The following is an 11,123-nucleotide window of genomic DNA, read 5'->3' on the forward strand; positions in this document are numbered from 1 at the left end:
CGTGGTCTGAACCAATTACGGTGATAGTCCCTGCACATCCGGTATCCGCGAGGGTGATCAACGATGCTCCGCTTGCGCAAGGCCGCGTCCACCATCCTCGTCGCGCTCGCCGCGACCGCGGCCGTCTCCGTCCCGTCCACCGCCGAGCCGCTGGTCGCCGCCCCCACCGCGGCGCCCTACGTCGACATCACCATGCCCACACCGTCGCTTGTGGACGTGGCGAACGCGACCGGGCAGAAGGTGTTCACGCTGGCGTTCGTGCTCGCCGACTCGACCGGCTGCAACCCGTCGTGGGGCGGCACGATCCCGCTCGACGACCCCCGCATCCTGGACGACATCCGCGCGCTGCGGGCCATGGGCGGCGAGGTGATCGTGGCGACCGGCGGCGCGGCCGGGCCGTACCTGGAGTACACCTGCGACAGCGCGGAGGCCCTGGCCGGTGCGTACCGGAAGATCCTCGACACCGTCGGCACGAACCATCTGGACGTGGACGTGGAGGCGACGATCCCGCAGGACCTGGTCAACCAGGCACTCGCTCAGGTACAGGACGAGCGCGGCACGTCGGTCAGCTACACGATGCGCGTGCAGGGCGACGACTACGGGATGGACCCGTACTCGCTGCAGGTGCTGCGCTCGGCCGCCGCGCACGGGGTCGACGTGCTGGTGAACCCGATGACCATGGAGTTCGGCACGAGCCGGCCGGACTGGGGCGACGCGGTGATCGCCGCCGCGGAGGCGTCGCTCGGGCAGATGCGCGAGATCTGGCCGGGCATGTCCGACGCCGACCTCAAGCGCCGGCTCGGGGTCACGCCCATGATCGGCCGCAACTACAACGGCAAGGTCTTCGAGCTCGACCACGCGCGGCGGCTCGTCGACTGGGCCAACGCGAACCACATCGGGCTGGTCGCGTTCTGGTCCGCGGGCAGGGACAACGGGTCCTGCCCAGGCGGCGGGGTCTCCCCCACCTGCTCGGGCATCGCGCAGGACACCTTCGAGTTCACCTCGATCACGCACGGCTTCACCGGCTGAGGGGTTGGCAGGATGGTGACATGACGACCTCCACCATCCTGCCGACGCCCGCCGACGTGCGCCGTGCCGCCGGCCGCATCGCGCCCTACGCCAGGCGCACGCCGGTCCTGCGCGCGACGGTCGACGGGCGGCCGCTGGTGCTCAAGCTGGAGCAGCTGCAGCTGACCGGTGCGTTCAAGCTGCGGGGTGCGTTGAACGCGCTGCTCGGCGGGGCGCGGCCGGACCGGGTGGTCACGGCGTCGGGCGGCAACCACGGGCTGGCGGTCGCCGCGGCGAGCGCATTGCTCGGCCTGCCGGCGACCGTGTACGTGCCGGAGTCGGTGCCCACGGCGAAGGCCCGGCGCATCGAGGCGGTGGGTGCCTCGCTGGTCCGGCACGGGACGACCTACGCCGAGGCCGCCGCGGCGGCGGTCGAGTTCGCCGACTCGTCCGGCGCCCGCTACGTGCCGGCGTACAACGACCCGCTGGTGGTGGCGGGGCAGGGCACGTGCGCGGCCGAGGTCGTCGCGGACGAGCCGGCCGTGGACGCCCTCGTGGTCGCGGTGGGCGGCGGCGGGCTCGCGGCCGGGACCGTGCTCGGCGCCGCGGGCCGCACGGTCGTCGCAGTCGAGCCCGCGGGCTGCCACTCGCTGCACGACGCACTCGCCGCCGGGCGGCCGGTGGACTCCCCGGTGGACTCGGTCGCGTCGTCGGCGCTCGGGGCGACGCGGGTCGGGGACCTGCCGTTCGAGCTGCTCGGGTCGGCCCGCTCGGTGCTGGTGTCCGACGACGAGATCCTCGCCGCGCGGGACCGGCTGTGGGAGGAGTTCCGGCTCGCGGTCGAGCCGGCCGGGGCGGTGCCGTTCGCGGCGTGGCTCGCCGGTGCGGTGCCCGGGGAGCTGGCCTGTTTGATCGTCTGCGGTGCGAACACGGATTGGCGGCCGGCCTGACCGTGGCCAGCGCGCATGCCTGGAAGGCGTCCTTGCCGGCGGTGAGCGTCCTGAAGGACGCCTTCCAGGCATGACGGCCGCCACGCGCCGCCGGACGCCGGCTAGGGCTCGACCAGACCCGAGCGCACCGCGTGCAGTGCCGCCTGCGTCCGGTCCTGCACACCAAGCTTCCCGAGTATCGCGCTGACGTGCGTCTTCACGGTCTTCTCCGACAGCGACAGCTCGCGCGCGATCTCCCGGTTCGACCGGCCGCGCGCCACCTCGGCCAGCACCTCCCGCTCCCGCGCGGTCAGGTTGGCGGCCCCCGGCCGGCCGCCGTGCTGCCCGCCGGCGGCGAGCAGCCGTGCCACGTCCGGGTGCAGCAGCACGTGGCCGGCGTGCACGGAACGGATTGCGGTGGCGAGCGCGGGCGGGTCGACGTCCTTGTAGACATAGCCGCTGGCGCCCGCGCGCACCGCCGGCAGCACGGCGGCCGGCTCGGTGAAGCTGGTGATCACCAGGACCTTCGCCGGGTTGCCGGCCGCGCGCAGGCCGTGCAGCGCGCTCACCCCGTCCGCGCCGGGCATCCGCAGGTCCAGCAGGATCACGTCCGGGCGCAGCCGCTCCGCATCGTCCACACAGGACTCGCCGTCGGCCGACTCGCCGACCACCTCGAGGTCGTCCTGCAGGTCGAGGAAGGTCCGCAACCCCTGGCGCACCACGGGATGGTCGTCGACGACGAGCACGCGAATCCGGTCAGCCACCGGTCGGCACCACCAGCCGCACGATCGTCCCCCTGCCCGGCTCGGACCGCACCTCGAACCTGCCGCCCGCGGCGCGTGCCCGCTCGCGCATCGACACCAGGCCGAGCCGGCGTCCGGTGCCCTGCACGGAGGCCGGGTCGAAGCCGGCGCCGTCGTCACGCACCTCGACCACGACGGTCCCGTCCGCCGACACCATGCTCACGTCGATCCGTGCCGCGCCCGCGTGGCGCAGCGCGTTGTGCATGGCCTCCTGCGCGATCCGGTACACCGCCTGCTGCCGCGCGTCGGTGAGCGCCGGCACGCAGTGGCAGGTGGTGTACCGGATGGTGGGTTCGTGCACACGATCGAGTAGTTCGGCCTGCTTGCGCAGCGCGATGTCCAGCCCGTCGCCGCGCAGGTCGGCGGGCCGCTGGTCGACGACGATCGCGCGCAGCTCGTCGGTGGCCTCCGCGGCGAGCCCGCGCACGGTGTCCAGCTCGGCGGCCGCACGCGCCGGGTCGCGCTCGATCAGCGCGGACGCGGCGTCCGCGGTGAGCCGCAGGCTGAACAGCTTCTGGGTCACCGCGTCGTGCAGCTCGCGGGCGATCCGGCTCCGTTCCTCCACAATGGACAGCTCGCGGCTGCGCTCGTATAGCCGGGCGTTGACGATGGCGATCGCGGCGTGCGCGGCGAGCAGGCGCATCAGCTCCTCGTCCTCGGCGGTGAACCCGCCCGGGTTGCAGCTGTTGGCCAGGAACACCTCGCCGACGAACTCGTCGCCGTCCATGATCGGCATGCCGAGGAAGTCGGTGAGCTCCGGGTGCGCGGCGGGCCAGGCGCCGAAGTTCGGGTGGCGGCGGATGTCGGCCAGCCGCACCGGGTTCGGGTCGCGGAGCAGCACCGCGAGCAGGCCGTGGGTGCGCGGCAAGGGGCCGATCGCCGCCCACTGCTCGTCGGTGATGCCGTCGGCGATGAACTCGCCGAACCCGCCGTCGCCGTCCGGGATGCCGAGCGCGGCGTAGCGGGCGCCGACGAGCCTACGTGCCGAGGTGAGGATCGTGCGCAGCACGTCGCGCACGGACAGGTGCGCGGTCACCGCGAGCACCGCGGCGCTCACCTCGCGCAGCTCGTCCCGATCGAACCCGGTCACGTCCGCCACGGTACCCAGACCAGCGGCTTCGCGGATCGGACCGGGGACCTAGGTCCATCGGCCGAGGCCGGTCCGGTCCCGCGCCCGATGCCAGCCGCGCGGCTCGCTCCTAGCGTCGGTGTCGACCGAGCGGTGATCGAGAGGAGTCATACGATGCCTGTCGCGATCGTCACCGGGGCGTCCCGCGGGCTGGGGCTCGCGCTCGCCACCGGACTCGCTGAGGCCGGCTGGCGGCTGGTCGTCGACGCCCGCGACGCGGGCGCGCTCGCCACTGCCGTCACCGGGATCGCGTCCAGGGCCGGCTCGGGGGTCGCGGACGCCCGCGCGGTGCCGGGCGACGTCACCGACCCGGCGCACCGGGCGGCGCTGGTGGCCGCGGCCGACGAGTTGGGCGGGGCCGACCTGCTGGTGAACAACGCCGGCATCCTCGGGCCGAGCCCGCAGCCGCGGCTGGGTGCGTACCCACTGGACGTGCTGCGGTCGGTCTACGAGGTCAACGTCGTGGCGCCGCTCGGGCTGATCCAGCTGGCGCTGCCGGGCCTGCGGGCCCGTGGCGGCTCGATCGTGAACGTCACCTCCGACGCCGCGGTCGAGGGCTACGAGGGCTGGGGCGGCTACGGGTCGGCGAAGGCGGCCGTCGAGCAGGCCTCGAACGTGCTCGCCGCGGAGGAGCCGTCGGTACGCGTGTGGCGGGTGGACCCGGGCGACCTGCGGACGCGGATGCACCAGGAGGCGTTCCCGGACGAGGACATCAGCGACCGGCCGCCGCCGGAGAGCGTGGTGCCGGCGTTCGTACGGCTGGTCACGACGCGTCCGCCGTCCGGCCGGGTCCGGCTGTCCGAGATCACGGTGCCGGCATGAGGCGTGCTCGGTCCGTCGGACTCGCGGGTTCGGAACGTTGGACTCGCGGGTCCGGAACGTTGGACTCGCGGGTTCGGGGATCGTCGTAGGGGGCGGGAATGACCGTGGTGATGGACTTCGTGCTGCCGGCCGACTTCGAGGCGCACGAGCCGCCGGAGGCGCGGGGGCTCACGCGCGACGGGGTGCGCCTGCTGGTCAGCGAGGGCGCGACCGGGCGGGTGTCGCACCACCGCTTCGCGGACCTGCCGGTGCTGCTGCGCGCCGGGGACCTGCTGGTGGTCAACACGTCGGCGACGATGCCGGCGGCCGTCTCGGTGGTGGATTCCGGGCTCGCGGTGCACATCTGCACCGAGCTGCCGTCCGGGCGCTGGCTGGTCGAGCTGCGCCGGGTGAGCGGGAAGGCCACGGAGCCCTTCGGCGGCGGCGCGCCGGGTCAGCGGTTCGAGCTGCTGGGTGGCGGGTCGGTGACGCTGCGCGAGCCGTTCTCCGGACTGCGAGGCCAAGTCAAGACTGGTCGACCACGTGCGAAGGGGCCGGCGATCCGGAGTGTTTTGAACAGGCCTCACCGGCTGTGGGAGTCCGATGTGGACACGCTGGGCCGGGGGGTCCCGGCGTACCTGTCGGCGTTCGGCGCACCGATCCGGTACTCCTACGTCGCCGCGCGGTGGCCGCTGTCGTACTACCAGACGGTGTTCGGCACGACGCCCGGCAGTGCGGAGATGCCGAGCGCGTCGCGGCCGTTCACAGACCGGCTGGTCACCTCGCTGGTGTCCGCGGGCGTGCAGTTCGCGCCGATCCTGCTGCACACCGGCGTCGCGTCACCGGAGGCACACGAGCGGCCCTACCCGGAGCGCTACGCGGTGTCGGAGACGAGCGCGCGGCTGGTGAACGCGGCGCGCGCGGAGGGCCGCCGGGTGCTCGCGATCGGCACGACGGCGGTGCGGGCCATCGAGTCGGCCGCGTCCCCGGCCGGCGTCGTGTCGGCCGCGTCGGGCTGGACGGACCTGGTCGTCACGCCCGAGCGCGGGGTGCGGGTGGTGTCCGGCCTGCTGACCGGATTCCACGAACCGCGGGCGTCGCACCTGGACATGCTGGCCGCGATCGCCGGCCCGGACCTGCTGAACCGCACCTACGCGGAAGCCGTCAACGCCGACTACCTGTGGCACGAGTTCGGCGACGTCAACCTGCTCCTCCCCTAGCGCTAGTACTGCCGCCACTCCTCGGTGGTCAGGCGGAGAACGCGCGGATCGTCCAGTGTGGACGGCCGCTCGGTGCCGGTGGGGTGGCGGTCGGCGGGGAAGGCCCGGGCCGCGGCGAGGGTGGGCTCGGTCAGGAAGCGCAGCGGCTCGGGCGGGTCGAGGCGCAGGTCCGGAGGTGGGCCCGGGCGGGCGAGGACGAAACCCCAGTCGCCGAAGGTGGGGACGTTCACGTGGTACGGGGTGGTGCCCAAGCCGGCGGCGCGGATCGTGTTCAGGATGCAGTCGTAGGTGCGTGGCGCGAAGAACGGCGAGCCGCCCTGCACGACCATCCGGCCGCCGGGGGCGAGCGCGCGGCGTGCCAGCAGGTAGAACTCCTGGGAGTACAGCTTCGCGGTGGCCGTCGCGTCGGGGTCGGGCATGTCGATGATCACCGCGTCGAACCGCTCGTCGGTGTCGCGCAGCCAGGCGAACGCGTCCGCGACGACGACCTTCACCCGCGGGTCGGCGAGCGAGTGGTCGTTCAGGTCGGCGAGTACCGAATGCCGCTCGGCGAGGCGCAGCACGGCCGGGTCCAGCTCGACCTCGACGACCTCGCGCACGTCCGGGTACTTGAGCACCTCGCGCAGGGCCAGCCCGTCGCCCCCGCCGAGCACGAGCACGCGGTCGCGCTTGCCGGCGAGCACCGGGTGGACGAGCGACTCGTGGTAGCGGTACTCGTCGATCGAGGAGAACTGCAGGTCGCCGTTGAGGAACAGGCGCGTGTCGGTCGGTCCCTCGGTGACCGGCGAGGACTGGGTCAGCACGATCTCCTGGTAGCCCGAGGTCTCCGCGTACACGACCGGGTCCTCGTAGAGCACGCTGCGGGAGTAGCGCAGGAACGCGTCGCTGCCGGCGAAGGCCACGCCGAGCACGGTCAGGACCGCGAGCGTGCCGGCCGCGACCGCCACCCGCCGGCGCCTGGGGATCGTGCGGGCGAACAGGACCAGCACGACGGACGCGCCGGCCACCGCGTTGACCATGCCGACGAGCAGCGCACCGCGGGTCTGGCCCAGCAGAGGCAGCAGCAGGAAGGGGAACGCGAGCCCGCCGACGAGCGCGCCCACGTAGTCCGCGGCGAACAGGTCGGCGGTGGCCGAGCCGGCGTCCTGGCGGCGGATGCGTTGCAGGAGCGTCATCAGCAGCGGGATCTCGGCGCCGATCAGCGTGCCGACGAGGAGCGAGATGACGATCAGCGCCGGCCAGTACAGGTCGAGCCAGGTGAACGTGGCGTGCAGGCCGAGTACCGAGAGCCCACCGACGAGCGCGAGGACCGCCTCGATCACCGCGAAGCTCGCCAGTGCCCGGCGTTGCAGGGGCTTCGCGGCCAGCGCCCCGATGCCCATGGCGAACACCATGGTCGCGAGCACGACGGAGGCCTGCGTGATCGAGTCGCCGAGCAGGTAGGAGCCCTGCGCGATGAGGGCGAGCTCGTAGACGAGACCGCATGCGGCGCAGGCGAAGGTGGCGAACAGGAGGCCGGCCCGCAGTACCCGCGTGCGAGCGTGCGGTCGTGCTCGGGTCTCGACCGCGGTCATGCCCCGCTCAGACGATCGAGACGGCCACGATCGCCGCGACCGCCAGGTGTGAGGCGCCGTTGACGTAGACGGCCGGGTGCGGCGCGTCCTCCATCAGGATCTCGCCGAGCTTGCCCGGCGTCACGGCGTCGATTACCACGAAGGACAGTCCCATGAGGATCAGCCCGAGCAGGCCGTAGGCGACCGTGGAGACGATGCCGGCGCCCCAGTCGTCCTCACTGGCCGCGATCGCCGTGGCGACGATGATGCCGACGCCGACGACGTTGGTGGCGAGCAGGATGGCGGCGTTGCGGTGACGCTGCACCCAGATCTGCTCGCGCAGGTTGCCCGGGGTGAGCACGTCGACGATCGCGAAGCCGACCGCCATCAGCACGAGCCCGACCAGCCCGTAGGTGGCGGCGATGCCGACTTCGGTGAAGACATCGGACAGCATGGGTGGGTGGCTCCTTATCCTTCGGGCCTGGTCTCGGGGTCGGACTTGGCGTCCGGCTTGGAGTCCGGCTCAGCGTCTGGTTTCGTGTCCGGCTTGGCGGGCTCGGCGGGCGGGGGCACGGCCGGCTCGGCCCGTTCGGTCGCTTCCGGCTCCGGGGTGGGTGCCGGCACGGCGGGTCCCGGTCCGGGGGACCACTCGGGCGGAACGTACTCCGGGATCTGTTCCGGCACCGGGCCGATCGTGCGGCGGCGGCCCGGGCGGCGCGACGACCGGATCGCGTACCAGGCGAACGCCCCGCCCGCCACCAACAGCAGGACGGCCCACAGGACCAGCATCCCGGACTCGCGCCAGAAGTCGGACCCTGGCGAGTCGGTCGGCACGGCGTCGCCCGAGTCGGTCTCGGCGGCCGGTGAGGCCTCGATCGGGTCCGCCATCCCCGTGTCGGCGGCGAGCAGCGGCAGCGCGGCGACCGCCTTGTAGACGTCGACGTCCACGGTCTCGCTGACCAACCCGTCCTCGCTGATGATCTCCAGGCCCTCGAGGTCCTCTGTGGACGGTCCGCCCGGTGTCGAGACGACCTGGTACTGCGCGTCGTCGTCGGCCTCCGACGACTCCGGCGTCCAGATGATGTCCGCCTGGAACTCCACGCTCTGCGTACACTGTGCGAAGTTGTCCTCGAGCGACTGGCCGACGCCGAAGTTCGAGCCGACACTGCTCTCCGGTAGGCCCTCGTTGTTGACGGCGATCGACCAGCCGTAGCACACGTCCTGCCTCTCGTACGCGTCGGCGAGGGTCGCCGCCAGCTCGTCGGCGTCGGCCGGGTCGAAGATCACGTCGGCGGAGGCGACGCCGGGCACGGAGAACACCGTGACGAACACCGTGAGGAACACCGCCACGACGAGCGGACGCCTCATTTTCCGCCCCCCGGCCCGCCACCGCGCACGCCCTCGCCGAGCCCGCCGCCGGTCCCCCACACGCCTGCCACGAACGGGAACCAAAGCGCGTACCCGCGCCGCTCGTCGTCGAGGTAGATCCGGGAGCCCGCGTCATTCGCGGTGATCGCCACGATGTCGTCGGAGTAGCGCAGGAAGTACCCCTCGGGGTCGACCTGGACGTCGGCCGGGGTCACCGCGGACCGGACCGACTCGTAGACCGCCTTCGGCTTCTGGTCCGATGTGTACACGACCGAGCGGCCCTCGGAGGAGGCCCGCTGGTAGTTGTCGTCGAGGTGGTCCCGGATGCCGCGACCGCCCAGCAGCGCGAACACCAGCACGATTAGCCCGACCGCGGCGATCCCGCCCGCGATGAACAGCTTGGACCGCAACGTCATGCCGGCCTCACCATCGTCCGCGTCTCCACGAGCTCACCGGCCTGCGGGTACGCGTGCCACGTCCGCCATGCCGTGCCGTCCTTCTCCTCCCACGCCCGCAGCGCGGTGATCGCCAGCGGATCGCCCGGGAACTCGCCGACGAGTGCCTGCGGGTCGGCCGCGCAGTCCCGCGCGATCATCGCGACGCGTTCGGCGAGGTAGAACTCGTCCAACCGCAGCGTCTGCGCCGCGAACTGCACCCGCAGCCCGCCCGAGACGACCTCCTCGCGGGCGGGCAGCGTGTCGGCCCGGTCCGGCAGGCAGGCCACGGTCTCCGACCACGGGCCGACGATCACCTGGTGCGAGGCGCCGAGCAGGCACAGTTCGACGTCCATCCCGTGCAGCGCGACGCGATGGGCGCCGAGCGCGTGTAACCGCGGCAGCCCGTAGGCGAGGCTCAGGTCTGCGGCCCGCGAGTCGGCGAACCGCGTGTCGATGCGCGCCCTCACGTTCGGTCGCTGCCGGCCGGGTAGACGCGCAGCGCGGGCAGGGCGACCGACTCCCCGAGCCCGGCCTCCCACTTGCCGCCGTCGAACCGCTCGAAGCTCAGCGCCTTGCCCTCCGGGCCCTCGTAGTCGACGTAGTCCACGCTGCCCCGCTCGGCGACCGTAGTGGTGCCCTCGGAGGTGTAGCGCGCGGTGCCGTCCTCCTCCTTGGTGTAGGTGACTCCGCCGACCTCCATGGACTTGCCGCCCGGCTCGGTCACGAGGTCGGTCTCCCGCCAGAACACGACCTCCAGGTCCGGGTCCTCCTCGACCGACACCCACACGCGGTCGCCGCGTGTGTCGTCGAGGAAGTGCTCGGACCAGCTGAAGCCGCCCTCGGTGAGCCGCAGGGAGCCACGCACGAAGTACAGCTGGTCGCCGTAGTCGATCATGTCGCCGGCGCGGACCGTGCGGATGTCGGTGACACCCTGGTGGTCGGCCAGCGGATCCTGCGGCTTGGCGGGCGGCTGCGGCACGGGCTTGCGGTTCGCTCTCGCCCGCAACACCAGGACCACGGCGAGCGCGGCCACAAGCACGATCAGCACCACGATGAGCACGGTCACGGCCGGTTCCTCCCCACACAACGGTGATGCCGGCGAGCATAGTCACCCGACGCTGAGAGCCCTCATGCTGGCCGCAGCTCGACTTAGTCGGGGACTTAGTCTACCTTGAGCGTGTGGTCGAGGTGGGTGTGCACGAGGCCAAGACAACGCTGTCCGCGTTGCTGCGGCGCGTGGCCACCGGTGAGGAGATCACCATCAGCAGTGGCGGCAGGCCGGTGGCGCGACTCGTGCCGGTCCAGCGCGGAGCCGAGCGGGTGCTCGGACGGGATCGGGGCGTGTTCGAACTGCCGGACGACTTCGACTCGCCGCTCCCGGACGACGTGCTCGATGACTTCGAGTCATGAGCGTCCTGCTCGACACGCGGACGTGGTTGTGGATGCAGGTTTCGCCGGAACACCTCAACGAGAAGGCCCTCGCGCTGGTGCGGGACGGGTCGGTCGACCTGTTCCTGTCCGCGGCGAGCTCCTGGGAGATGTCCATCAAGTACGCGCTGGGCAAGCTGTCGCTGCCGGTGCCGCCCGCCGACTACGTGCCCGACCGGATGCGCACCAGCGGCGTGACGGGTATCCCGGTCACCCACCGACACGCGCTCCGGGTCGCACAGCTGCCGGCGCATCATCGGGATCCGTTCGACCGGGTCCTGATCGCCCAGGCGCAGCTCGACAAGCTCACGATCCTGACCGCGGACCGGATGTTCGACCGGTACGACGTGCCGGTCCAGTGGGCTGACTGACGTCTCACCCGGCGCCGAGGCAGATGAACGGGCGGCGGAACGGGTCGCCGGCGACCGCCGCGGCCAGGGCCGCCGC

The 11,123-nt window shown here is 72.5% G+C and carries 14 protein-coding genes; 6 read left to right on the forward strand and 8 right to left on the reverse strand.

Annotated elements, in window-relative coordinates; translation table 11 throughout:
• The first annotated feature begins 63 nt into the window (after positions 1-63).
• Positions 64-1,029, forward strand: a complete 966-nt coding sequence (locus ACRDTB_RS34745) for a chitinase (protein ID WP_431436477.1) — start codon at positions 64-66, stop codon at positions 1,027-1,029.
• 20 nt (positions 1,030-1,049) lie between these two features.
• Positions 1,050-1,958, forward strand: coding sequence for a serine/threonine dehydratase (locus tag ACRDTB_RS34750; RefSeq protein WP_431436478.1), 909 nt, complete (start codon positions 1,050-1,052; stop codon positions 1,956-1,958).
• Positions 1,959-2,059: 101 nt separating this feature from the next.
• Here the strand turns inward: ACRDTB_RS34750 and ACRDTB_RS34755 are convergent, their stop codons facing one another.
• Positions 2,060-2,701 (reverse strand): response regulator, encoded by a 642-nt coding sequence (locus ACRDTB_RS34755; protein ID WP_431436479.1) that lies wholly within the window; start codon positions 2,699-2,701, stop codon positions 2,060-2,062.
• A complete protein-coding gene (locus tag ACRDTB_RS34760; RefSeq protein ID WP_431436480.1) occupies positions 2,694-3,830 on the reverse strand; it encodes a GAF domain-containing sensor histidine kinase in 1,137 nt (378 codons plus the stop codon). Before ACRDTB_RS34760 ends, ACRDTB_RS34755 begins: the two co-directional genes overlap by 8 nt.
• A 153-nt stretch (positions 3,831-3,983) precedes the next feature.
• On the opposite strand from ACRDTB_RS34760, the gene ACRDTB_RS34765 reads away from it, so the two are divergent.
• Together ACRDTB_RS34765 and ACRDTB_RS34770 are read left to right on the forward strand one after the other, a co-directional pair.
• Positions 3,984-4,691: an SDR family NAD(P)-dependent oxidoreductase gene (locus ACRDTB_RS34765; RefSeq protein WP_431436481.1), complete on the forward strand. Its 708-nt coding sequence runs from the start codon at positions 3,984-3,986 to the stop codon at positions 4,689-4,691.
• Positions 4,692-4,789: 98 nt separating this feature from the next.
• Positions 4,790-5,890 carry an S-adenosylmethionine:tRNA ribosyltransferase-isomerase gene (locus ACRDTB_RS34770; protein ID WP_431436482.1) on the forward strand — a complete coding sequence of 367 codons (1,101 nt, stop codon included), beginning with the start codon at positions 4,790-4,792 and terminating at the stop codon, positions 5,888-5,890.
• Between the two features lie 2 nt (positions 5,891-5,892).
• On the opposite strand, the gene ACRDTB_RS34775 is transcribed toward ACRDTB_RS34770, so the two are convergent.
• From ACRDTB_RS34775 to ACRDTB_RS34800, 6 genes are read right to left on the reverse strand one after another with little or no spacing between them, the layout of a single operon-like run.
• Positions 5,893-7,464 (reverse strand): polyamine aminopropyltransferase, encoded by a 1,572-nt coding sequence (locus tag ACRDTB_RS34775; protein WP_431436485.1) that lies wholly within the window; start codon positions 7,462-7,464, stop codon positions 5,893-5,895.
• A gap of 7 nt (positions 7,465-7,471) precedes the next feature.
• Positions 7,472-7,897, reverse strand: coding sequence for a DUF350 domain-containing protein (locus ACRDTB_RS34780; protein ID WP_431436486.1), 426 nt, complete (start codon positions 7,895-7,897; stop codon positions 7,472-7,474).
• Positions 7,898-7,911: 14 nt separating this feature from the next.
• The gene (locus ACRDTB_RS34785; protein ID WP_431436487.1) at positions 7,912-8,811 is read right to left on the reverse strand and encodes a hypothetical protein; all 900 of its coding nucleotides are present in this window, start codon (positions 8,809-8,811) and stop codon (positions 7,912-7,914) included.
• Positions 8,808-9,227: a DUF4247 domain-containing protein gene (locus tag ACRDTB_RS34790; protein ID WP_431436488.1), complete on the reverse strand. Its 420-nt coding sequence runs from the start codon at positions 9,225-9,227 to the stop codon at positions 8,808-8,810. Before ACRDTB_RS34790 ends, ACRDTB_RS34785 begins: the two co-directional genes overlap by 4 nt.
• Entirely contained in the window at positions 9,224-9,715 is a 492-nt protein-coding gene (locus tag ACRDTB_RS34795; protein WP_431436489.1) for a DUF2617 family protein, read from the reverse strand. The genes ACRDTB_RS34790 and ACRDTB_RS34795 overlap by 4 nt, the downstream gene beginning before the upstream one ends.
• Positions 9,712-10,314 (reverse strand): DUF4178 domain-containing protein, encoded by a 603-nt coding sequence (locus ACRDTB_RS34800; RefSeq protein ID WP_431436490.1) that lies wholly within the window; start codon positions 10,312-10,314, stop codon positions 9,712-9,714. Before ACRDTB_RS34800 ends, ACRDTB_RS34795 begins: the two co-directional genes overlap by 4 nt.
• Positions 10,315-10,427: 113 nt before the next feature.
• Between ACRDTB_RS34800 and ACRDTB_RS34805 the strand changes: the two genes are divergently transcribed.
• Both ACRDTB_RS34805 and ACRDTB_RS34810 read left to right on the forward strand, forming a co-directional pair.
• Positions 10,428-10,658 (forward strand): type II toxin-antitoxin system Phd/YefM family antitoxin, encoded by a 231-nt coding sequence (locus ACRDTB_RS34805; protein WP_431436491.1) that lies wholly within the window; start codon positions 10,428-10,430, stop codon positions 10,656-10,658.
• Positions 10,655-11,047, forward strand: a complete 393-nt coding sequence (locus ACRDTB_RS34810; RefSeq protein WP_431436492.1) for a type II toxin-antitoxin system VapC family toxin — start codon at positions 10,655-10,657, stop codon at positions 11,045-11,047. The genes ACRDTB_RS34805 and ACRDTB_RS34810 overlap by 4 nt, the downstream gene beginning before the upstream one ends.
• Positions 11,048-11,123 lie beyond the last annotated feature (76 nt).

The sequence above is a fragment of the Actinophytocola sp. genome, from assembly GCF_050699935.1.
In the GTDB taxonomy this organism is placed as follows: domain Bacteria; phylum Actinomycetota; class Actinomycetes; order Mycobacteriales; family Pseudonocardiaceae; genus Actinophytocola.